A 22,461-nucleotide genomic window follows, 5' to 3' on the forward strand; every position below is an offset into this window, starting at 1 on the left:
AAAAAAGGCCGCATCTTCCGATGCGGCCTTTTTGCGATGCGTGACGCGCGTGCCCGAGGCTGGCTGGGGTGGTCGCGCGGCCGCGACCGGGGCGTTTCAGAGGTCCTGCTGGTAGCGCACGTAGGGCACGGTGCCTTCGTCGCCCGGATTGCCCTTGATCGGGAACGGATTCTTGCCGCGGGTGACGACATTGTCGGCGCCAACGCTGAGCTGGCCGTTCCAGGGCGTGCGCCAGGTCAGGCCCAGGCCCAGGCCTTTCCAGACCTCGCTTTCGCCCGGGACGTTGACCACCCGGCCGATAATGTTGGCGCCGAACGCACCATAGCCGCCGCCCACGCTCAGGCTGCGGGTATTCCACTGATCGGCTAGCTGCGGCACGTCCGCCGCCGGGACCAGGCGGGCACGGGCAACGGTGCCGCCGACGCTGACGAAGCCTTCGCGGCTGATCGCCTTTTCCGCGAACAGCGAGAAGTCGTTCTGGCTGTAACGCGCACCGCCGATCTGGCCGGGTGACAGCCAGGCGGGCAGGGTGTCGCGGCCATTGCCGAAGCTCACGCCAACCTTGCCGCCATTGCGGGCCAGACTGACTCCGGCACTGGCGTGGCGGCTGTTCGAGCCTGGCTTGTCATCCAGCGACGCTAGCACGCAGTTGCTCGCCAGCTGGCCGATGGCGGGCGCCATGCCGCTGCGGCGATCGCACAGCAACGCCAGCGAATCGCCGGTCTGCAGGCCATAGGTTGCTTCCAGCGTGGTCTTGCCGAAGCGCCAGCGGGAGCCGGCGCCGGTCCCTCCGGTGGCGGGTTCCAGCAGCAGCACCGCTTCCAGCTTGCCGCTGTCGCGGTTGAGCACCGGCACGACCCGGGAATCGCTGCGCTTGGCCTTTTTCGCCTGCGCATCGACGTTGCCGCTGGCAAACACCAGGGCAAGCGCGGCGGCGGCAAGTGGCAGGAATCGCAGGGTCATGCTGGTGTGACCGGCTTGTTAAGCCGAAGTTCCCCGGTGAAACGACAGGACTGCAGGAAAATCCTAGCCCGTTTATGTTTATTTAACAATAGCGAAGGCCGTGGGTGCCGGGGCACTGAAGGATCCCCTGTGGCGGGGCTGCAGCGCTACTGCAACCCCGGCGCAGCCGGCTGGGTGCTGGCCTCGCGACTGAACAGGGCCGCGATCTCCCCGGCGTCGAAGCCGTAGCCCTGGCCGCAGAACTCGCACAGGATCGAGGCGGTGCCGTCGCCGGCGGCCACCGCGGCATCGGCTTCCTCGCGCCCCAGCGACACCAGCATGCCCTCCACCCGCTCGCGCGAGCACGAGCAGGCGAAGCGCAGCGGCCTCTCCCCGACCAGCTCCGGGGCCTCTTCGTGGAACAGGCGGTGGATCACTTCGGACGGCGGCAGCGCCAGCAGTTCGTCGCTGCCGAGGGTGTCGAACAACGCGCTGGCGCGGCGGAAGCCGTCCTCGTCGCCTTCCTCGCCCGGCAGTTTCTGCAGCAGCAGGCCGGCGGCGCGCTGGCCGTCGCAGGCCAGCAGCAGGCGGGTGGGCAGCTGCTCCGACTGGCGGAAGTAGTCTTCGAAGGCCGCATCCAGCCGATCCGCTTCCAGCGCCACCAGGCCCTGGTAGCGCATCGGCTCGCCGTTGCCCAGCGGCGGATTCTCGATGGTGATGGCCAGTAGCGCGTCGGCCCCGAGTGCGCGCAGGTCGCGCGAAGGCGCGCCGGCGGACTCGTTCAGGCGGACGATACCGCGCAGGGTGCCGGCGGCGGTGCATTCGGCGAACAGGGTGCCGATGGCACCGGCGCTGCGCAGCTGGACCGACAGCCGGCCGTCGACCTTGGCATGGCCGGTGAACAGGGCGGCAGCGGCCGACGCCTCCCCCAGCAGTTCGGCGGCGGCCTGCGGGTAGTCGGCGCGCGCGGCGATGCTACGCCAGGTTTCGCCAAGGTGGACGGCGACGCCGCGCACGCCGGCAGCGGGAAGCAGGAAGCGCAGCTGCGCGTCGGGGATCATGTTCATGTGGATACCGTGGAAGAGCCCGGATGCGGATAATGCGCGGGCAGCAGGGGGATGATGATGAATCGAAATGGGGCGTCTGGGCGCCGTTCGCAAGGCGGCTCCGCATGAGTGGCGGAACCCGCAAGCGCCGGCTGCGTGGATGGTGGTGGAAGCTGCCGTTGCTGTTCGTCGCCTTCAGTGTGCTGCAGGTGCTGGCGCTGCGCTTCGTGGACCCGCCGCTGTCCGCGTTCATGGCGGCGCGCTGGGTGGACGCGGCGCTGGCCGGCAACCCCGGTTTCCGCATTTCCCATGACTGGCGCGACCTGCGGGCCATCTCGCCGAACCTGCCGCTGGCTCTGGTGGCGGCGGAAGACCAGAACTTCGCCCGCCACCACGGCTTCGATTTCGCCGCCATCGAGAAGGCGCAGGCGCACAACGAAAAGATGCGCGCGCGCGCGGAGAAGCGTGGCAGGCCGGTCAAGCGCATCCGCGGCGCCAGCACCATCAGCCAGCAGACCGCCAAGAACCTGTTCCTGTGGCAGGGCACCGGGCCGACCCGGTGGCTGCGCAAGGGACTGGAAGTCTGGTACACGGCGCTGATCGAAGCGCTGTGGCCGAAGCGGCGGATCCTCGAGGTCTACGCCAACATCGCCGAATTCGGCGACGGCGTGTACGGCGCCCAGGCTGCCTCGCGCAGCTTCTTCCGCAAGGACGCGTCCAGGCTGTCCGCTTCCGAGGCGGCGCGGCTGGCGGCGGTGTTGCCGAGTCCGAAGCGCTACAGCGCAGCCAGGCCGGGACCCTACGTGCAGCGCCGCGCGGCGACGATCCAGCGGCAGATGGGCGCGATCGGCGGTACCGGATACCTGCGCGCGCTGGACTGAGCGGGCCATGGGGCGCGGTGCTGCAGGGTGCGGCTGGCATACTTCCCCGATGGATGGGATCGTGCCGGAACACCGCTGCCTGACGCTCGTGGTCGCCGCCTTCAACGAGGAGGATGCCCTGCCGCGCCTGCACCCGCGCATCCGCGTGGCCTTGGACATGGCCGAGGCCGAAGGCCTGCAGGCGCGCGTGCTGTATGTCGACGACGGCAGCCGCGACGGCACCTGGGCGCTGCTGCAGCGGTTCGCGCGCGAGGACGCACGGGTGGCGTTGCTGCGGCTGTCGCGCAACTTCGGCAAGGAAGCGGCCCTGACCGCGGGGCTGGACCGGGTCGAGCGCGGCGCCGTGCTGATCCTCGATGCAGACGGGCAGGATCCGCCGGAACTGCTGCCGCAGTTCGTGGCGAAGTGGCGCGAGGGCTATGACGACGTGTTCGGCACCCGCGTCGCCCGCGACGGCGAAGGCGTGTTCAAGCGCGCCAGCGCGCATGCCTTCTACCGCGTCATCGGCGCTCTGTCGAAGACGCCGGTGCCGCGCGACACCGGGGATTTCCGGCTGCTGTCGCCGCGGGCGCTGGCGGCGCTGCGGCAGCTGCGTGAACGCCACCGCTTCATGAAGGGGCTGTTCGGCTGGATCGGCTTCAACGCGGTGTCGATCCCCTACCAGCGCGATGCGCGCTCTGCCGGGCGCAGCAAGTTCAATGCGTGGAAGCTGTGGAACTTCGCGCTGGAAGGCATCACCGGTTTTTCCACAGTGCCGCTGCGGCTGGCCACCTACGCCGGCCTGGCCACCGCGCTGTTCGCGTTCGGCTACGGCAGCTGGGTGATCCTGAAAGCGCTGTTGTGGGGCGACCGGGTAGCGGGCTGGCCGTCGATGATGGCGGTGATCCTGTTCCTCGGCGGCGTCCAGCTGATGGCGCTGGGGATGATCGGCGAGTACCTCGGCCGGCTCTACGAGGAATCCAAGCAGCGCCCGCTGTACCTGGTCGACGCCTGGCGGCCTGCGGAGGGAGTATCCTCGGGCTGGCATCCAGATCTTCTTCCCGAAACGAAAGGAGTCCGCCATGCGCACGGTGCGGCAGCTGCTGGAGGCGAAGTCGCCTGAGATCATCGCGATCGGGCCGGAGGCGCCGGTCATCGATGCCATCCGCCTGATGGCGGAGCGCGGCATCGGCGCGTTGCTGGTGATGCAGGGTGCGCGTCTTGCCGGCATCCTTTCCGAACGCGACTACGCCCGCAAGATCGTGCTGCAGGGGCGCTCGTCACGGGACACGCCGGTGCGCGACATCATGACCGCCGAGGTGGTGTCGGTGGCCCCGGGCGACAGCATCGACCACTGCATGCAGCTGGTGACCAACCGCCGCATCCGCCACCTGCCGGTGGTCGACGCCGGCGAGGTGGTTGGCGTGCTGTCGATCGGCGACCTGGTCAAGACGGTCATCGAGCTGCAGCGGCGCGACATCGACCAGTTGCAGCGCTATATCGCTTCCTGAGCGTCGCCGGCCCCACCAGCCGGTGGATCAGCTCTTGTCGATCACGTCCGACAGCAGCTTGAGCAGCTTGTCGTAGTTGTCGGCATGCGTCTTCATCGCGCCCAGATACGGGGCCAGGGCAGGCTGCAGTGACACGGGCATCGGCGGCATCCCCGCCATCACCATCGGCGGCGGCATGCTCAGCATCGCCTTGAAACCGGTGTTGGCTGCGGAAAGCACGCTGAGCTGTGCTTTCAGGGTGGTCTTGGTATTGGTGTCCACGAGGGCCCTCGGAGTGGGCGGCAGGATGCCGCGACTCCCGGTACAACGGCGGCGCCGGTCGCCGCCGGCCATGGCTCAGCGCGCGTAGCGCCCGCCGCAGTCCGAATCCTTGCCCGGGCCGGGTTCGAACGTTGCCAGCAGCGCGGCCGGAGGGGCGATGTTGGCCAGCGCCAGTGCCAGCGCCGCGCGCAGTCCGACGCGGGCGAGATCGGGCCGGAACGAGGGGTCCCTGAAACTGCCGCCCACCAGCAATGGCGCCCGGAACACGAACAGGCTGCGGTCCTTCGGGCGCGGCCGCAGCTTCAGATCCAGGGTTTCGTCGCGCAGGCTGATGCGCCCCTCTCCGACCAGGATGGTGTCGGTGGTATCGAAGGCCAGGCTGCGGGCGGTCATCATCCCGCCGGCCACCGCGAAGTCGCCCCAGGCGCAGCGGATCGGCACGCGTCGATCCTTTGTCAGCAGGAACTTGAGCGCTTCCTGCACGTCCAGTCCCGCCAGTTCCATCACCAGGTTGCTGATCCGGCCGCTGCCCATGCCGATCGCGACTTCGCCGTCCGCGCTGGCCAGCATGCGGGCCACGGAGTTGCCGTTGCCGGTCAGTGCCAGGCTGCCGCCGATGCGTCCGATGGCGTCCTGGGCCGCCGCCGGTGTCGGCAGCAGTTGCGCCAGCGCCAACCCGCGCACGCTCGCGTCCGCGCGCGTGTGGATCGGCGTGCGCCGTGCGTCCATGCGGATGGTCGCGCGGATGTCGCCGCCAGCCACGCCGAAATTGAGCGGTGCCAAGCGCAGCAGGCCATCATCCAGCAGCAGGTGGGCCTCCATGTCGTCCAGGGGTAGCGACGGCGCGTTGATGCGATGCGCCTTCAACCGCACATCCGCATCCATCGCGCGCAGGCGCTCGAGTTCGTAGGGCTTGTCCGGCAGCACCCGTGCACGGGCCGCCTGTTCCGCAGCGCGCGCGGCCAACTCCGGATTGGTGGACTCGTTCGCCTGCGGCGCACCGCCGAGGAAACCGGCGAGATCGTCCAGATCCAGCCGCCGCGACTGCAGGTCGGCCTTCAGCAGCGGGCGCGGGCCGCCGGTGGTGACGGCTGCATCGCCGCGCAGGTCGCTGTCACCGACCTTGCCGCTGAACCCGTCGTAGTGCCAGGTGGTGCGTCCGGCGGTGATGTCGCGGGTCAGCCGTCCATCGAGTGAGAACGGTGGCGTGTCGGGCGTGACCACGCCGATCAGCGGGTACAGGTCGGCCAGATTCTTCCCGCGCAGCGCCAGTTCGAGGTCGAAGTCGCGCAGCCGCAGCGGGTCCAGCAATGTTCCGCGCGCATGGGCGCGGGTGGCCCCCGCGGCTGCGCGCAGGTCGATCCGATAGGGGCGCCGCGCGTTGCGCAGCTCCAGCGGGGACTCCGCGGTGCCGGACAGCGTGAAGGTGTTCCCGCTCCACTGGCCGCCGCCTTCCACCGAGATCGGTGGCTCCCCGTTGCCCTTGCCGCGAGGCTGGCTGTCCAGCGCCAGCCGGATGTCGGTCTTGCGGGCGGGGTCGTAAAAACCGAACTGTCCCTGCGCGATGTGGATATTGCGGAATGCCGGCAGTTCGCCCCCGCCCGGCTTGCCGAAATCCCAGTTGCGCAGGCCTTTCGGGTTGCGCTGCAGATGCAGGACCGGCCGCACCAGCGCGACCCGGGGGATCTGCAGCTCGCCGCGCAGCAACGGCCACAGCCGCAGGTCGAACCGGAGCCTGTCCACGCGCGCCATCTGCGGCTCGCGTGCCCATGCGGCATTGGCCAGCCGCAGGCCGCCGGCGGTGATGGTTGAGGTGCTGCCGAGGTCGACGTCGAGGTCGCCGTCGATCCGGAACTCGCGCCCGGTCTGGGCGCTGACGCGGCGTTCGATCGGTCCCTTGAACCAGTTCCAGTCCCACAGCAGGACCAGCACCACCACGCCCAGCACCAGGGTGCCGAGCGCTATCAGCCACGGGTGGCGCACGCGTGCAGAGCTGCGTGCAGCCCCGGGGCCGGTCTGCCGGGGTGCGGAAGCGTTCACGCCCCGAGCTTGGCCGTCGCGCCATCAACCCATGGTGAAATCGGGCGCGTTTTCACGCGACATCTGCCGATACCCGTAAGGGCATTCGGCCGGAATTCATTCGCGTCTCAGTCTGTTTTGATCGCCTGCGCATGCTCGCGGGTGGCGAGGAACTCCACCCCGGGCGCGCGCTCCTGCGCCAGCTGCAGGTTGACCCGGCTGGGCGCGAGGTAAACCAGTGCGCCGGATGCATCGATGGCGAGGTTCAGCGCGTTCTTCTCGCGGAACTCCTCGAGCTTCTTCGCATCACTGCAGCGGATCCAGCGTGCGGTGGCCACCTGCACCTGTTCGAAGATCGCCTCGACGCCGTATTCGTCCTTGAGACGGTACGCCGCCACGTCGAACTGCAGCACGCCGACCGCACCCAGCACCAGGTCGTTGCTCATCAGCGGCTTGAAGAACTGGGTGGCGCCTTCCTCGCTCAGCTGGGCCAGGCCCTTCTGCAGCTGCTTGAGCTTGAGCGGGTCGCGCAGGCGTGCGCGCCGGAACAGCTCCGGGGCGAAGCTGGGGATGCCGGTGAACGAAAGTTTCTCGCCTTCGGTGAAGGTGTCGCCGATGGAGATGGTGCCGTGGTTGTGGATGCCGATCACATCGCCCGGAAAGGCGCTTTCGGCGATCTCGCGGTCGCTGGCCATGAAGGTCAGCGCGTTGGCCAGCTTCACTTCCTTGCCGCTGCGCACGTGGAACGCCTTCATGCCGGCGCTGAACTTGCCGGAACAAACGCGCATGAACGCCACACGGTCGCGATGCATCGGGTCCATGTTGGCCTGGATCTTGAACACGAAGCCGGTGAGCTTGCCTTCCGAGGCCGCCACCTCGCGGCTGGTGGTGGCGCGGGTGCCGGGCGCGGGCGCGTGCTGCACGAAGAAGTCCAGCAGCGGCTGCACGCCGAAGTTGTTGACGCCGGAGCCGAAGAACACCGGCGACTGCCTGCCGGCCAGGTATTCGGCGTGGTCGAATGCCGCCGACGCACCCTGCACCAGTTCCAGCTGCTCGCGCACTTCGGCCAGCATGGCGGCGCCGATGGCGGCCTCCACGCCCGGATCGTCCAGCGACGGGAAGATGGTGGAGTCCTGGCGGGTGAAGTTGCGCCCGGATTCGTACAGGTGCACTTCGCCGCTGATCAGGTGCACCACGCCCTTCAGGCGCTTGCCCATGCCAATCGGCCAGGTCACAGGCGCGCACTGGATGCCCAGCACCGATTCGATCTCGTCCAGCAGGTCGATCGGGTCCTTGCCTTCGCGGTCGAGCTTGTTGACGAAGGTCATGATCGGCGTGTCGCGCAGGCGGCACACCTCCATCAGCTTGATCGTGCGTTCCTCCACGCCCTTGGCGACGTCGATCACCATCAGCGCGGAGTCCACCGCGGTGAGCACGCGATAGGTGTCCTCGCCGAAGTCGGCGTGGCCGGGCGTGTCCAGCAGGTTGACGATGCGGCCCTCGTAAGGGAACTGCATCACCGAGCTGGTCACGGAAATGCCGCGCTCCTTCTCGAGCGCCATCCAGTCGGATGTCGCGTGGCGGGCGGCCTTGCGGCCCTTCACCGAACCGGCCATCTGGATCGCGCCCCCGAACAGCAGCAGCTTTTCGGTGAGCGTGGTCTTGCCGGCGTCGGGGTGGGAGATGATGGCGAAAGTGCGACGGCGCGCAGCTTCGATAGCGACTTCTGACATTGCCAAATTATACCGGCGGGGGCAGCATGGCCGCAGCGGTGCCGGCCCTGACCGGTTTCCGCGTTTCATGGTGGGCGCGTCCCTGCAAGGCAGGGCGACGCGATGCCAGTCCGCCGCCGCCGCGGCGCGCCCGGGGAAACCTGCTGAAAAGGTGTCGTAGTGCACATAGTCATTGTCGGTGAGGACGCGGCGCGGGCCGCCGAATTCGAAGGCCTGCTGGCTGATTTCGGGCTGGACTGGGACATCGCCTGGCTGCCGGAAGGGGTGCAGGTGGAGGCGGGCATGCCCGCGTTCGACGTGTTCGTCTGCGGGCTGAGTCCGGGTGCGATGAGCGGGCCGGAGATGCTGGCGCGGGTTGCAGCGCTGTACCCGCAGGCGGTCCGCATCCTGCTGCTGGACCAGTCGCCGGACCAGGACAGCGTGGACATCGCGCAGGGCCTGGAATGCGCGCATCGCGTACTCGCCCGTCCGCTGGATCCGGGCGAGCTGGTGGCCGCAGTGGAGAGCGTCATCGAACTGCGTGAGCTGCTCGACAACGAGGCGCTCAAGCAGACGTTGGGCCGGATCAGCTCGCTGCCGCCGCCACCGCGGCTGTATTTGCAGCTGACCCGCCTTCTGCGCGATCCGGATGCGAGCAACCAGGCGATCTCGCAGGCGCTGTCGCAAGACCCGGCGATCGCGGCCAAGGTGCTGCGACTGTGCAATTCCGCCTACTTCTCCGGGGGGCGCGAGATCAGCGACATGCGCGCGGCGGTGCTGCGGCTGGGCCATCAGGCGCTGCTGCGGATGGTGCTGACCATCGAGGCGTTTGGTGGCAGCGGCTTCGGCAGCGGCAAGCAGCGCGAGGAAGTGCAGGACCGCGCGCTGCGCGCGTCCAACCTGGCACGGCGTCTGCTGCCTGGCCCCAGCGCAGAGCTGGCGGCCACCGCCAGCCTGCTGGCCGAGGTGGGCCGGCTGCTGCCGGGCGTGGCCGCCGGCGAGGAGGAGGAAACCAACGACCTGGGCGAGCCGAAGCCGCACTATGCCGAAGCGGGTGCCTATCTGCTCGGCCTGTGGGGCCTGCCGATGCCGATCGTCGAAGCAGTGGCCTACCAGCGCCGGCCGGGGCAGATGCGTTCCGGCGGCTTCTGGGTGACCGGCGCCGTGCACGTGGCCAGCGCACTGGTGGCCGGCAATGAGCCGGACGAGGCCTACCTGCGGTCGGTCGGCATGCTGGACAAGCTGCCGCAGTGGCGCGAACTGGTCGAACCGTCGACGCTCGACGAAGAAGTGGCCTGAGCCGCTCCGGGTGCATCCGCGCCCGGATCTGCGGAGGGCATGCGGAACGCGATTGTTTCCAGTTGCATGCCCCGGTTGACCTGCACCGCGAAATGCAGGTGCGGCGCAGTGCTGTAGCCGGTGTTGCCGGACAGCCCGATGCGCTGCCCGGCTTCCACCCGCTGGCCGATGCTCACCAGTACGCCCCCTTCGGCAAGATGCGCGTACAGCGCCATGCTGCCGTCGTCGTGCAGGATGCGGATGTAGTTGGCGCGGCCGGCATCGCGCGCCCGGTCCAGGCCGTGGTCGCGGAACCCGCCCTGCGTCTGCATCACCACCCCGCCGCGCGCGGCCAGGACGGGCGTGCCCACCGGCACCGCGAAATCCAGCGCATGGCGGTTTTCCGCGTCGTGGTGGCTGAATCCGCCATCGAAGCCCTGGTCGATGCAGGCCTGTGCCTGCGCCACGGGCAGGGCGTAGATCACGTCGCGGGGCCGCGCGTTGGAGCTGCCGGGGATCCCCTGCAGGCGCAGCCGCAGCCAGCCGTTGCGTCCAGGAGGCGCCTGCAGCCGCGCCACCAGAGCGCTGCCTGCCGCGGGCACGCCGGCGCGTGCGGGCAACAGCGGCTGGCTGGGCGGCGGGGTGCCCCCGGCCACATCCAGCCGTACCTCGATCGGTCCGGCCAGCAGATTGTCGGCCCACGCCAGATAGCCATCGTCGCTGGGCTCGATGCGCAGCCTCGCCACGGCTGGCGTATCGGCCGCCGGCGCGGCGGCGTTGGAGGCGCTGCACAGGCAGGCCAGCAGGAGGAGGAGAAGCGGACGCATCGCCGGAGTATGCCGGCCGGGCGGCAACCTGTCCCTGCAGGGTGCGGGCGCGGCAGCGCGGGAGGCTGCCACGCCGGCTCATGATGTTTGGTTATTAACATCGCTTCATCCGAATGAAGAGATTGACACGGTGGCGAGGCACCTCCAGACTGGACGCATCCATCGAGACCGGCGGAGGGACAGGCCCTTTGATGCCGGGGCAACCAGACGGCGCGCGCAGGCGCGTTGGCGAGGTGCCAAATCCTGCGGGGACCTGAGCGTCTGCCGGAAGATGGTTGCGAAGCCGCCCACTGCGGTTCGCGACGCCGACGCGTTCGGCCTTCCCGCATCCCCGCGCGACTCCGATGGGCTGTCCATCGCCGGAGTCCGCCGTGAACCTTGCCAACCGCCTCGCCCCGTCCTGCCATCCCCTTCCCCGGGCGGCGGAGCCGATGCCTGCGGTTCCGGCGGACGCCGCCGATGCTCGCCTTGGAAGCGTGGACGCGGTGCTGGCCAGCCGTCATGCCGGCACCCGCAGGCTGCGCCTGGACTACGAACTGGTGGGTCCCGCCGGTGCGCCGGTGGTGTTCGTGGCCGGCGGGATTTCCGCGCATCGCCACGTCGCCGCCAATGCGCTGGACGCCGCCCCCGGCTGGGCCGAGGGCCTGCTGGGGGCCGGCCGCGCACTGGATCCGTCGCGGCTGCGCATCCTCGCCTTCGACTACGTCGGCGCCGACGGCAGCCTGGACGCGCCCATCGACACCGCCGATCAGGCCGATGCGGTGGCGCTGCTGCTGGACGCATTGGGCATCGACGCGCTGACCGGTTACGTGGGCTATTCCTACGGTGCGCTGGTGGGCCTGCAGCTGGCGGTGCGGCATGCGGCGCGGCTGCGCAAGCTGGTGGCGGTGAGCGGCGTGCATCGCCCGCATCCGTATGCCGCGGCATGGCGCGCGCTGCAGCGCAAGGCGGTGGCGCTGGGGCGGCTGCAGTGCGCCGACGAGCAGGGGCTGTCGCTGGCGCGCCAGTTCGCGATGCTGAGCTACCGCACCCCGGAGGAATTCGCCGAGCGCTTCGACGCGCTGCCGCGGATCTGCAACGGCCAGGTGCGGGTTGCGGCCGAGGATTACCTGGACGCGGCCGGGGCGAAGTTCGTCGCCCGCGTCTCGCCCACCGCCTGGCTGCGGCTGTCCGAGTCCATCGACCTGCACCGCATTGATCCCGCGCAGGTGGGCGTGCCGGTGTCGGTGATCGCGGTCGAAGGCGACCGGCTGGTGCCGATGGCCGACGCGGTGGAGCTGATCGAAGGCCTCGGCGGCCGCGGCCGCCTGCGCGTGCTGCGCTCGCCCTACGGCCACGACGCCTTCCTCAAGGAAACCGACCGCATCGACGCGCTGCTGGCCAGCGAACTGTTCGGCCCTGCCTCCCGCATTCCCCTTCCCGAATCCACCGGAGTTCCTGCATGAGTACTGGCATCCCCGCCGCGGACAGCCGCGCCGCCACCCGCGCGGTGCGCGCCGGCATCGACCGCGACACCGCCTTCGGCGCGGTCACCCCGCCGCTGGTGCTGTCGTCGAACTTCAGCTTCGCTGGCTTCAACGACAAGCGTACCTACGACTACACCCGTAGCGGCAACCCCACCCGCGACCTGCTGGGCGAAGCGCTGGCCGAACTGGAAGGCGGCGCCGGGGGCGTCATCACCGCCACCGGGATGGGCGCGATCACACTGGTCCTGAACGCGCTGCTGCAGCCGGGCGATGTGCTGGTGGTGCCGCACGATTGCTATGGCGGCAGCTGGCGGCTGTTCAACGCACTGGCGAAGAAGGGCGCGTTCGAACTGGTCACCTGCAACCTCACCGATCCGCAGGCGCTGGCCGCGGCGCTGGCGCGCAACCCCCGGCTGGTCTGGATCGAAACCCCGTCCAACCCGCTGCTGCGTATCACCGACCTGCGCCTGGTGATCGAGGCCGCGCACGCCGCCGGTGCGCTGGCGGTGGCGGACAACACCTTCCTGTCGCCGGCGCTGCAGCGGCCGATCGCCGATTTCGGCGCCGACGTGGTGGTGCACTCCACCACCAAGTACATCAACGGCCACAGCGACGTGGTCGGCGGCGCAGCCGTGGCGAAGGACGCCGACGTGCACGCGCAGCTGGCGTGGTGGGCGAACGCGCTGGGCCTGACCGGCTCGCCGTTCGACAGTTTCCTGACCCTGCGCGGCCTGCGCACCCTGGATGCGCGCCTGCGCGTGCACCAGGAAAACACGCAGGCGCTGGTGGCGTTGCTGGATGGCCACCCGGCGGTGCGCGTCGTGCATTACCCGGGACTGGAAAGCCACCCCGGTCACGCCTTGGCGGCGCGGCAGCAGCATGGCTTCGGGGCGATGCTCAGCGTGGAGCTGGACGGCGGCGAGGCGGCGGTGCGCGCATTCGTCGATGGCCTGCGCTACTTCACCCTGGCCGAGTCTCTGGGCGGGGTGGAGAGTCTGGTCGCGCACCCGGCCACCATGACCCACGCGGCGATGAGCGCCGAGGCGCGCGCCGCCGCCGGTATCGGTGATGGGCTGCTGCGGCTGTCGGTGGGCATCGAGCACGTCGACGATCTGCTGGCCGACCTGGCCGATGCATTGGCGCGCGCGCAGGCTGCGGGCGCCGACAAACGCCAGGCCGCGCGGTGAGCGCGCGGATCGCTGCGCTGCGCACGGCGCAGGTCGCACCGGCGCGGCTGGCACTGCTGGGCACCGGTACTGTCGGCAGCGCGGTGTGGGCGCGGTTGGCCGGCTGGCACGGCACCCCGCTGGGGCAGCGGTTGTCGCTGGTGCACGCGGCCAATTCGCGCTACGCGCTCGGCAATCCCGCCGGCATTCCCAGCGACGCCGGCGAATTGCTGCTGCAGCATGCGCCGCAGGCCAGTTCGCTGGCCGCGGTGGAAGACGCGCTGACGGGCACCGGCACCCGAATCGTCATCGACGCGACCGCCTCGGAAGCGGTGGCGGCGCAGCATGCCCACTGGCTGGCGCGCGGCATCCACGTGGTCACCGCCTGCAAGCTGGGGCAAGGCACTGCGCTGTCGCGCTGGCAGGCGATCCAGGCCGCGCAGCGGGCGGGCGGCACCCGCTACGGCGACAGCGCCACGGTCGGCGCCGGGCTGCCGCTACTGCGTTCGCTGCGTGCGCTGCAGGCCGGTGGCGACCGCATCCACGCGATCGCCGGGGTGCTGTCCGGTTCGCTGGCGTGGCTGTTCAACCACTACGACGGCAAGCAGCCGTTTTCCGGCTTCGTCCGGCAGGCGCGTGATGCCGGCTATACCGAGCCGGACCCGCGCGAAGACCTGTCCGGCGAGGACGTGCGGCGCAAGCTGCTGATCCTGGCGCGCGCGTCGGGCTTCCCGCTGGAAGCCGAGGCGGTGCGGGTGCAGTCGCTGGTGCCGCCGGCGCTGGCGGCGCTGCCGCGCGAGGCGCTGGACGCCGCGCTGCCGGCGCTGGACGCACCGCTGCGCGAGCGCTACGCCAGTGCCTACAAGGACGGCGCGAAGCTGCGCTTCGTCGCCCGTCTGGATGTCGACGGGCGCGCCACGGTGGGTCTGGAAGCCCTGCCTGTCGAGCACCCGCTGGTGGGCGGCGGCGGCACCGACAACAGGGTGGCGATCTGGTCCGACCGCTATCGCGAACAGCCATTGCTGATCCAGGGGCCCGGCGCCGGCGCGGCGGTGACCGCGGCTGCGCTGCTGGACGATGCGCTGGCGATCCAGGCCAGCACGGCTCAGCCGTTGGGCAGGCCGAAGAAATCGGCGATCGGCACCGGCCGCTGGAACACGTAACCCTGCGCGTAGTCCACCTGCAGCACCTGCAGCCGGTTTAGCTGCTCCTCGGTTTCCACCTGCTCGCCCACCGCACGCATGTCCAGCAGGTGGGCGATCTCGGTGATCGAACGCACCACCGCCTCCGACAGCCGCGATTCCGCGAGGTCGCGGACGAAGCCGCCGTCGATCTTGAGGTAGTCCACCTGCAGGTCGCGCAGGTAGCCGAACGAACAGAAGCCGGTGCCGAAGTCGTCCAGCGCGAACTGGCAGCCCAGCTCGCGCATGCGGGCAATGAACCGGCGGGTGCGGGTGAGGTCGCGGACCACGCTGGTTTCGGTGATTTCAAGACACAGCTGGCCCGGCCCCAGCGGGCTGTGGCGCAGGCGGCCGGCGGCGTAATCCGCGAACTCGTCGTCGGCCAGGGTGGCGGCGCCGAGGTTGATGTTGCATTGGCCGATCTGCGCCGCCGCGGCGCGGTGTGCATCCAGCCAGTCCAGCACCTCATCCAGCACGTGGCGGTCCAGGCGCGGGCCCAGCCGGTAACGCTCGGCCGCGGCGATCATGTCGGCCGGCGCGCGCAACCGGCCCTCGCCGTCGCGCCAGCGCAGCAGCACTTCGAAATGCGTCTGCACCGCACCGGGTGCGTGCAGGTTCACGATCGGCTGGCACCACAGCTCGAAGCGGCGCTGGTCCAGCGCTTCGCGCGCGTCCAGCGCATTGCGCATCATCCGGCTGCGCGAGCGCAGGCTTTCGACGTTCTGGCCGGCGACCAGCAGGCGGTTTCCGCCCAGCTCCTTGGCCTCGTGGCAGGCGGTGTCCACTTGCGACAGCAGGTCGTCGAAGCTGGCGTGCGGCGGCAGGCTGGCGGCGATGCCGATGCTGGCGGTGGCGCGCAGGGTGCCGCCTTGCCAGACCACCCGCAGCTCTTCAATCGCGGCCAACAGGCGACGCCCGGCGACGGTGGCGGTGGCCACGTCCTGCGGTGCCAGGATGGTGAATTCGTCGCCGCTGCTGTGCGCCACCAGCGCATCGTTGTCGAAAGCGTCCCGCACCAGCGTTGCCACGTGCCGCAACGCCTCGTCGCCGGCGGCATGGCTGGCGGCATCGTTGACCAGCTTGAAGTTGTCCAGGTCGACGTACAGCAGGGTCTGTGCTTCGTTCGACCGTGCCAGTCGCGCGCGCGCCAGCTCCTCGAACGCGTCGCGGTTGAGCAAGCCGGTCAGCGGGTCGGTGGTGGCCCGCAGGCGCAGCGCCTCCATGGTGTCCGCGCGCTCGTTGTACGAGGCCACCAGCAGGATCGGCACCACCGAGTTCACCACCAGCGTGCCCATCATCAGGGCGGTGTCGTGCAGCAGCTCCGGGCGCGCGATGCCGCCCAGGCCCAGGCCCATCACCATTGCCAAGGCCACCGTCACCAGCATGGTCGCGCCGGCGGTGAACAGGGGCGGGTAGCGCGCCGCCGACCACAGCAGCAGCGCCAGCGGCAGGGTGGCCACCGACAGCGGGTACAGGCTGCCGCCGTGGGTGACCCAAATGCCCCCCGCCAGCGCCACCAGCATCGCTGCGGCCCACGCGACGCGTTCGCGGGTGCTGGCACCGGCAGATGCCGGCTGCGGCACCGCCAGCTGGCTGGCAAACAACAGCAGCAGGAAGGGCAGGAAGGCGGTGACGCCCAGCAGGTCGCCGAGCGTCCATTGCAGGAAGACCCGCAGCAAATCGGCAGCCGGCGCCATCTGCGCGGCCAGCATGCCGGCCGCGCCGACCAGGGCACTTCCGGCCGACAGCAGCAGGCCGCCTCGCAGGAGCAGGAAACCATCCGCGACCCGCAGCTGCAGGCGCGGCTGGCGACTGCCCACATAGGCGCAGGCGGCCACGGTGCCTACGTAGTTGCTGGCCAGCGAGAACGGCAGGAATGCTGCGGGCACCGGCGCCAGCAGCAGGTGCACAAGCAGTTGCGCCGCGGGGATCGCCAGTGCGTAGCGCAGCCCGTAGCGCAGCACCATCGCGTAGCCGATGCCGGCCGCGGGCCAAAACAGGCTGACGTCCGCCGGCGTGCGCAGGTACAGCACGGCAAGCGCCGCGCCGGCGAAATACAGCGCACCCAGGAGGATGGCGCGCAGCGCTGGCGTGACGATGTTCTGCATGGATCAGCCCTGGTGCGGGGACTGGTCGGGGGCAGGAGGTGCAGGTCCGCCATCCGTCACGGTGGCGGAGGTTCCGCTGGTCGCACCGAACAGCTCCAGCAGGCCGCTGGCGAGCAGCTGGCGCGGATTGTCGCGGTAGGCCGAGGGGTCCTCGGGCAGCCGTGCCTGGGGCAACGGGCGATAGGCCATCCAGCCATTGCGGCCGGAATTCTTGACCGCGTACATGGCGCGGTCGGCCAGGGTGACCAGTTGTTCCCAGCCCAGCAGATCCGGATGGGTGGGGAACAATGGGCATTCGACCAGCCCGGCCGAGACCGTCAGCCGGTGCTCGGCGCCGTTGCCGAGGTCGAAGCGGTGTGTGGCGATGCGCGAGCACAGGCGCTCGCCGATCTGGCCCAGGCTGCCGCGCGGCAGCGGCCGCAACACCAGCAGGAACTCCTCGCCGCCCCAGCGCGCCACGTAGTCGCCGCTGCGCTTGAGCTCCCCGAGCAACTGCCCGAGCTGCTCCAGCACCCGGTCGCCGGCGGCGTGGCCCCAGGTGTCGTTGATGACCTTGAAATGATCGACATCGAGCAGTGCGATCACCAGTGCGTCGCGGCCCTCGCGATAGGCGGCGTCGCGCTGGTAGAACGACAGGTCGATGGGGATCTGCTGGGTCAGGTAGCGGCGGTTGTGCAGGCCGGTCAGCGGGTCGGTGAAGCTGATTTCCTCGAGCCTGGCGTTGGCCGCCTGCAGGTCGCTGGTGCGCTCCTGCACCAGCTGCTCCAGCACCATCCGCTGGCGCGCATAGCGGCGGCGCAGGCCGAGGTAGCCCAGCCACAACAGTGCCACTGCCAGCACGCCCGCCAGCAGGCGGAAGGCGAGTGTTTCATGCAGGTGCGGCGGCAGCGCGATGTCCAGGTGCGCGCTACCGGCCAGCGGGTCTGCACGGCTGAAGTCGGCCACTTCGAAGCGGTAATCGCCTGGCGGCAGGTTGACGTAGCTGGCCGAGCGTAGCGACGGATTTTCCAGATCCCGCCAGCGCTGGTCCAAGCCGCTGAGCCGGTAGCGCAGTCGGGGCAACTGGGTCGGTTGGAATGCGGGCACGGTGAAGTCGAAGCGCAGGTCGCGCGCATCCATCGGCAGGCGCAGTGCGCCCTTGCCGGGGGCGTAGGCGCTGCCCTGCGCCGCCACGCTTTCGATCCTTACCGGCCTGGGCGTGCCGGTCTCCACGGCGGCCAGCCGCACCAGCAGCGCTCCGTTGCGGGTGGGAAGCCACAGTTGGCCTTCGCGCAGCAGACCACGGCCGTTGCCAGCGCCGTTGCAGCACTTGTCCTGCTGGCCACCGGGCCGGTCGAAGCCGGAATTGATCACCAGCTGTGGATCCAGCTGCAGTACCGGGGACCGCAGCGCGCGCTCGAGCTGTTCCAGCGGCAGGCGATACACGCCCTGCATGCCGGCCACCCACAGGCTGCCGGCGTCCTCGGCGAGGTGGAAGGGGATGTTGATGGGCAGGCCCCGGCCACTGCCGAAGGCGTGCCAGCGCTTGCCGTCGAACACGTGCAGGCTGTCGCCGTTGCTGCTGCCCACCACCCAGTACCCGTTGGCGAGCTCGAGCAGGGCGGTGACGGCGATCTCGTCGTCGAGGCCAGTCTGCCGTCCCAACGGAAGGATGCGGCCATTGCGCCACTCGTACAGGCCGCGGGTGGAGCCGACCAGCAGGCGGCCGTCGCGGGTTTCGTGGACGATCCGGATGCGGGCGTCGGCAAGGCCTTCGGACGGGCCGTAGCGGACCAGACGTTGGCCGCGACCGAGCGCGAACAGCCCGCTGCTGCTGGCGAACCACACCCGCCCGCCGCGATCACGGACGATGCCGTTGATCTGCAGGTTGCGCAGTGGCTCCAGCGCGGCCGGGGTGTCCAGCCGGCCATTGCGCAACAATGCGACGCCCGCGCGGGTGCCGATCCAGACCTGGTCGGGTTCCACCAGCAGGCTGTAGGCCTCCGGGTGCGGCAACCGCATGCCGGCCACGGCCTGCTGGACCCGGCCGCCCCGCCAGACCTCCACGCCATCGGCGGTGCCCAGCCAGACGCTGCCGTCGGGCGCGCCGGAGATCGCCCACAGCAGCGGGTTGGTGAGACCGTGGGACTGGTCGACGCGGCGGGTATAGCCGTTCCAGGCCCGCGCCACGCCTTCGGTCTGGCTGCCCAGCCACAGATTGCCGTCGTGGTCCTCGTAGATCGAACGGATGGCGACGGTCCCGGGCCTGTCCTGGATGCGCTCGACCGGATGCCCGTCGCGCAGCCGCTCCAGGTATTGCGAGGTCGAAATCCACAGGTTGTCGTCACGGTCGCTGGCCATCGCTTCGATGGTGGGCGCGCTGCCGTTGCCCGCGCGCAGCCACGTGCCCCCCTGCTGGCGGTACAGGCCGCGGTTGGTGGCGGCCCACAGGCTGCCGTGGTGCCAGGCCAGCGCGGTGACCGGCTCCCCCTGCGCTGCGGTCAGCGGGAACGCTTCGGTTACGCCCGGACGGATCCGGTAAATCCGTCCGGCGCCGCCGGCCCACAGTCCATCGGGGCGGGGCAGCAGGCTCAGGGCCGGTTGGGGCAGGGCATGCAGGCGACGCAACCGACCACTTTCCGGGGTGTAGACGCCGTCGGCGCCGGCCACCAGCACGCGACCGCCGTCCATCGCCAAGGCTGGCACCGGGAAGGCCAGCGTCGGAGCGCCGCTGCGGTCAACCGGCAATACCCGCCGGAAACGGCCGTTCTCCAGTACCAGCAGGCCCAGCGCAGTGCCGATCCAGAGCCGGCGGCGGTCGTCGGCCAGCAGCGCCTGGATGTTGCTGTTCACGCCGAGGGTGTCGCGCGGGTTGTAGCGATGGAAGCGTACCCCGTCGAAGCGGGCCAGCCCGGCCTGGGTACCGAACCACAGGTAACCATCCGCGTCCTGGGTCATGGCCAGCACGCTGATCTGCGGCAACCCCTGCTTCACGTCCCAGCTGTCGACGACGTAGTCGGCGAACGGCTTGTCGGCTTCCAGGGCGACGGCGGCCATCGGCACGGCCAGCGCCAGCAACAGCAGCCACCGCCGCAGCAGGCCCTCGCAGGCCCGGCGGAGCGCCGAGACATGACCATTGGCGGATGGACAGGCGATCGAGATTTCCCCCTGGAACCCGTGCGGCCGAGATTACCTCTAAACCGATAGCGGCTCGCAGGGGGAAGACTTGACCGCGGTCTCCGCGGTCAGCACTCGATGACGTTGACCGCCAGCCCGCCGCGGCTGGTTTCCTTGTACTTGTCCTGCATGTCGCGGCCGGTGTCGCGCATGGTCCGGATCACCTTGTCCAGCGACACCTTGTGCTGGCCGTCGCCGCGCAGGGCCATGCGGCTGGCGTTGATCGCCTTCACCGAGCCCATCGCGTTGCGTTCGATGCAGGGGATCTGCACCAGCCCGCCGATCGGGTCGCAGGTCAGGCCGAGGTTGTGCTCCATGCCGATCTCGGCGGCATTCTCGATCTGCCCGGGGCTGCCGCCCAGCGCCGCGGTCAGGCCGGCGGCGGCCATCGAGCAGGCCACGCCCACCTCGCCTTGGCAGCCGACTTCGGCGCCGCTGATCGAGGCGTTTTCCTTGTACAGGATGCCGATCGCGGCGGCGGTGAGCAGGAAGGTGAAGATGCCCTGCTCGCGCGCGGCGGCGTCTTTCTCGCTGGCGCAGAAGCGCTCGTAGTAGTGCAGCACCGACGGCAGGATGCCGGCGGCGCCGTTGGTGGGCGCGGTGACCACGCGGCCGCCGGCGGCGTTTTCCTCGTTGACCGCCAGCGCGTACAGGTTGACCCAGTCCAGCACGGTCAGCGGGTCGCGCATTGCGGCTTCTGGCTTCGACGCCAACTCCGCATGCAGGGCCGGCGCCCGCCGCACCACGTGCAGGCCACCGGGGAGCGTGCCGCCAGCGCGCATGCCGCGCGCCACGCAGCCCTGCATCGCCTGCCACAGCTCGCGCAGGCCTTCGCGGATCTGGTCCTCGCTGCGCCAGGCCTTTTCGTTCTCGAACATCATCTGCGCGATCGACAGCCCGCTGCGCTCGCATTCGGCCAGCAGTTCGGCGCCGCTATTGAACGGATGCGGCAGCGGGGTGGTGTCGGCGACGATGCGGTCCTCCGCGGCTTCGTCCTGGTTGACCACGAAGCCACCGCCGACCGAGTAGTAGTCGCGGGTGGCCAGCTCGACGCCATCGGCATCGAAGGCGGTGAAGCGCATGCCGTTGGTGTGGAAGGGCAGCTTCTGGCGCTTGTTCATCACCAGGTCGCGCTTTTCGTCGAAGGCGATCTCGTGCTGCCCGCCCAGGCGCAGGCGCCTGCTGGCGCGGATGCGCTCCAGCGCGGGCGGGATGATGTCGGGGTCGATCTCGTTCGGCCAATGGCCCTCCAGCCCCATCAGCACGGCCTTGTCGGTGCCGTGGCCGCGGCCGGTCAGCGCCAGCGAGCCGAACACCTCGGCGCGGATCCGCGCGGTGCGGGCCAGCACGTCGTTCTCCAGCAGCCAGTGGCTGACGAAGCGCGCGGCGGCGCGCATCGGGCCGACGGTATGGGAGGAGCTGGGACCGATGCCGATCTTGTAGAGGTCGAACGTGGAGACGGCCATGTGCGTGGGGATTGCCGGGCGGGGGGAGGTCGCTATTCTAGGCCGGCAATCCCCGCCATAAGGACGCGAGCGTATGGCCCTGATCCTCTACCAGCGCGACCGCTGCCACCTGTGCGACCTGGCACTGGACGTGCTGGCGGTGGCGCGCACGCCGGAGTTCGACACCGTGTTCGTTGACGACGATGAGGCACTGGAGGCGCGCTATGGGTTGCGCGTGCCGGTGCTGTGCGACGACGACAGCGGCGCCGAGCTGGACTGGCCGTTCGACGCCGAGCGCGTGCGCGCGTTCTGCAGCGGCGCGTAGCCGGGCAAGGGGCGCGTTTACGGCGCCGGCTTCAGCAACACCCGCGTGCTCACCGCGATGGCATTGGGGATCAGCCCGGTGTCCGCCCATTGCCCGCCGCCCACCCCGAAATCCAGCCGCTGCACCGCGGCGCGGCCGAACAGCACCGGGTTCGCGCCCTGCGTCCACTCGAAGGTCAGCGTCACCGGCTTGCTGGCGCCGCGCAGGGTCAGGGTGCCGTCGGCGGCGTATCGGTTGCCGCCGAGTGCGCGGAACTTCGTGGCCACGTAGGTGGCCTGGGGAAACTTCGTCGCGTCGAAGAACGCGGTGCCGCGCATCTCGCCGTCGTAGTCGGCGTTGCGGGTGGTGGCGGTGGCCATCGGGATGGTCACCTCCAGCCGCGAAGCGTCCAGCTTGCGCGGGTCGAACGACAGCCTGGTGGAAAAGCCGGGGAAGCGGCCGACGAAGACTTCGCCCTGGTACTTGCCGGCGAACGCCAGCGTCGAGCCGGGCGCCTGCACGTAATCGGCGGCGACGGCAGGGATGGACAAGGCCAGCAGCGCCGGCAGCAGCAACTTACGCATCGCGGTTCTCCGTTTCGGGGGCGGCGCCGGCGCGCAGCCAGCCGCGCGGCAGCATGCGGGCGAGGGTGGCATCGCCCAGGAACAGGTGATGGTGGAGCGCGGCCGCGGCATGCAGCACCACCAGCCCGGCCAGCGCCCAGAACAGCAGTTCGTGCATTTGCACGGCCAGCGCGTGCATGGCGTCGTCGCGGCCGGCCAGCGCCGGCAGGTTGAACAGGCCGAACCATTGCAGCGGGAAGCCGGCCGCGGAGTTCAGCAGCCAGCCGCTCAGCGGCAGCGCCAGCAGCAGCACGTACAGCGCCACGTGCGTCACGCCGGCGATGCGTGCCTGCCAGCGCGGCGTGCCCGCCAACGGCGCCGGTGCGCCGGCGTACAGGCGCCACAGCAGCCGCAGTGCAACCAGCGCGAGGATGCTCAGGCCGATCGACTTGTGCAGCGCATAGGTGGCGATCTTGTCCGGGCCGTTGGGCAGGTCGCCCATGGTCAGGCCCAGCCAGGCCATCACCAGGATCAGCGCGGCGATCAGCCAGTGCAGCGCCTTGCTCAGGGCGGGCCAATCGCTGCGCGCGGTGGTCTTGGGCATCGGGTTCTCGCC

The 22,461-nt window shown here is 70.1% G+C and carries 19 protein-coding genes and 1 riboswitch; of the genes, 8 read left to right on the forward strand and 11 right to left on the reverse strand.

Going from position 1 to position 22,461, the window contains the following annotated elements; genetic code table 11:
* Positions 1–96: 96 nt before the first annotated feature.
* Positions 97–963, reverse strand: coding sequence for a hypothetical protein (locus ICG51_RS10165; RefSeq protein ID WP_190280257.1), 867 nt, complete (start codon positions 961–963; stop codon positions 97–99).
* A 146-nt stretch (positions 964–1,109) separates the two neighbouring features.
* On the reverse strand, positions 1,110–2,003 hold the full coding sequence (locus ICG51_RS10170; RefSeq protein WP_190282443.1) for an Hsp33 family molecular chaperone HslO: 894 nt from the start codon (positions 2,001–2,003) through the stop codon (positions 1,110–1,112).
* A gap of 110 nt (positions 2,004–2,113) precedes the next feature.
* Here ICG51_RS10170 and mtgA point away from each other — a divergent pair, with 110 nt between their 5' ends.
* From mtgA to ICG51_RS10185, 3 genes are all read left to right on the forward strand, one after another.
* Positions 2,114–2,869 carry a monofunctional biosynthetic peptidoglycan transglycosylase gene (gene mtgA, locus ICG51_RS10175; protein ID WP_190280258.1) on the forward strand — a complete coding sequence of 252 codons (756 nt, stop codon included), beginning with the start codon at positions 2,114–2,116 and terminating at the stop codon, positions 2,867–2,869.
* 61 nt (positions 2,870–2,930) lie between these two features.
* Complete coding sequence (locus tag ICG51_RS10180) at positions 2,931–3,971, forward strand: glycosyltransferase family 2 protein (protein ID WP_223809428.1); 1,041 nt, start codon at positions 2,931–2,933, stop codon at positions 3,969–3,971.
* Positions 3,931–4,359, forward strand: a complete 429-nt coding sequence (locus tag ICG51_RS10185; protein WP_190280260.1) for a CBS domain-containing protein — start codon at positions 3,931–3,933, stop codon at positions 4,357–4,359. The genes ICG51_RS10180 and ICG51_RS10185 overlap by 41 nt, the downstream gene beginning before the upstream one ends.
* A 27-nt stretch (positions 4,360–4,386) precedes the next feature.
* Here ICG51_RS10185 and ICG51_RS10190 read toward each other — a convergent pair whose 3' ends face one another.
* The 3 genes from ICG51_RS10190 to ICG51_RS10200 form a co-directional block, all read right to left on the reverse strand.
* A complete protein-coding gene (locus ICG51_RS10190; RefSeq protein WP_190280261.1) occupies positions 4,387–4,620 on the reverse strand; it encodes a hypothetical protein in 234 nt (77 codons plus the stop codon).
* Positions 4,621–4,695: 75 nt separating this feature from the next.
* On the reverse strand, positions 4,696–6,660 hold the full coding sequence (locus tag ICG51_RS10195) for an AsmA family protein (RefSeq protein WP_190280262.1): 1,965 nt from the start codon (positions 6,658–6,660) through the stop codon (positions 4,696–4,698).
* A 107-nt stretch (positions 6,661–6,767) separates the two neighbouring features.
* Positions 6,768–8,372, reverse strand: coding sequence for a peptide chain release factor 3 (locus ICG51_RS10200; RefSeq protein WP_190280263.1), 1,605 nt, complete (start codon positions 8,370–8,372; stop codon positions 6,768–6,770).
* A 159-nt stretch (positions 8,373–8,531) separates the two neighbouring features.
* Here ICG51_RS10200 and ICG51_RS10205 point away from each other — a divergent pair, with 159 nt between their 5' ends.
* On the forward strand, positions 8,532–9,650 hold the full coding sequence (locus tag ICG51_RS10205) for an HDOD domain-containing protein (protein WP_190280264.1): 1,119 nt from the start codon (positions 8,532–8,534) through the stop codon (positions 9,648–9,650).
* On the opposite strand, the gene ICG51_RS10210 is transcribed toward ICG51_RS10205, so the two are convergent.
* Entirely contained in the window at positions 9,563–10,456 is an 894-nt protein-coding gene (locus tag ICG51_RS10210) for a M23 family metallopeptidase (RefSeq protein ID WP_190280265.1), read from the reverse strand. The two genes, ICG51_RS10205 and ICG51_RS10210, sit on opposite strands and share 88 nt — an antisense overlap.
* Before the next feature lie 156 nt (positions 10,457–10,612).
* Positions 10,613–10,734: riboswitch (SAM riboswitch) on the forward strand.
* A gap of 66 nt (positions 10,735–10,800) precedes the next feature.
* On the opposite strand from ICG51_RS10210, the gene ICG51_RS10215 reads away from it, so the two are divergent.
* From ICG51_RS10215 to ICG51_RS10225, 3 genes are read left to right on the forward strand one after another with little or no spacing between them, the layout of a single operon-like run.
* Positions 10,801–11,901, forward strand: a complete 1,101-nt coding sequence (locus ICG51_RS10215) for a homoserine O-succinyltransferase (RefSeq protein ID WP_190280266.1) — start codon at positions 10,801–10,803, stop codon at positions 11,899–11,901.
* The gene (locus ICG51_RS10220; protein ID WP_190280267.1) at positions 11,898–13,109 is read left to right on the forward strand and encodes an O-succinylhomoserine (thiol)-lyase; all 1,212 of its coding nucleotides are present in this window, start codon (positions 11,898–11,900) and stop codon (positions 13,107–13,109) included. The genes ICG51_RS10215 and ICG51_RS10220 overlap by 4 nt, the downstream gene beginning before the upstream one ends.
* A complete protein-coding gene (locus ICG51_RS10225; RefSeq protein ID WP_223809429.1) occupies positions 13,106–14,251 on the forward strand; it encodes a homoserine dehydrogenase in 1,146 nt (381 codons plus the stop codon). The genes ICG51_RS10220 and ICG51_RS10225 overlap by 4 nt, the downstream gene beginning before the upstream one ends.
* Here the strand turns inward: ICG51_RS10225 and ICG51_RS10230 are convergent.
* The 3 genes from ICG51_RS10230 to ICG51_RS10240 all read right to left on the reverse strand — a co-directional run bounded on the left by ICG51_RS10230 (position 14,194) and on the right by ICG51_RS10240 (position 20,999).
* Positions 14,194–16,377, reverse strand: a complete 2,184-nt coding sequence (locus ICG51_RS10230; RefSeq protein ID WP_190280268.1) for an EAL domain-containing protein — start codon at positions 16,375–16,377, stop codon at positions 14,194–14,196. The genes ICG51_RS10225 and ICG51_RS10230 overlap by 58 nt on opposite strands.
* A 3-nt stretch (positions 16,378–16,380) precedes the next feature.
* Positions 16,381–19,413: a ligand-binding sensor domain-containing diguanylate cyclase gene (locus ICG51_RS10235; RefSeq protein ID WP_190280269.1), complete on the reverse strand. Its 3,033-nt coding sequence runs from the start codon at positions 19,411–19,413 to the stop codon at positions 16,381–16,383.
* 188 nt (positions 19,414–19,601) lie between these two features.
* Entirely contained in the window at positions 19,602–20,999 is a 1,398-nt protein-coding gene (locus tag ICG51_RS10240) for an L-serine ammonia-lyase (RefSeq protein WP_190280270.1), read from the reverse strand.
* Positions 21,000–21,072: 73 nt separating this feature from the next.
* Between ICG51_RS10240 and ICG51_RS10245 the strand changes: the two genes are divergently transcribed.
* On the forward strand, positions 21,073–21,303 hold the full coding sequence (locus ICG51_RS10245) for a glutaredoxin family protein (RefSeq protein ID WP_190280271.1): 231 nt from the start codon (positions 21,073–21,075) through the stop codon (positions 21,301–21,303).
* Between the two features lie 17 nt (positions 21,304–21,320).
* Here ICG51_RS10245 and ICG51_RS10250 read toward each other — a convergent pair whose 3' ends face one another.
* Together ICG51_RS10250 and ICG51_RS10255 are read right to left on the reverse strand one after the other, a co-directional pair.
* Complete coding sequence (locus ICG51_RS10250) at positions 21,321–21,866, reverse strand: YceI family protein (protein ID WP_190280272.1); 546 nt, start codon at positions 21,864–21,866, stop codon at positions 21,321–21,323.
* Positions 21,859–22,449, reverse strand: coding sequence for a cytochrome b (locus ICG51_RS10255; protein WP_190280273.1), 591 nt, complete (start codon positions 22,447–22,449; stop codon positions 21,859–21,861). The genes ICG51_RS10250 and ICG51_RS10255 overlap by 8 nt, the downstream gene beginning before the upstream one ends.
* Between the last annotated feature and the right edge of the window lie 12 nt (positions 22,450–22,461).

It is taken from the genome of Thermomonas sp. XSG (assembly GCF_014678725.1).
In the GTDB taxonomy this organism is placed as follows: Bacteria; Pseudomonadota; Gammaproteobacteria; order Xanthomonadales; family Xanthomonadaceae; genus Thermomonas.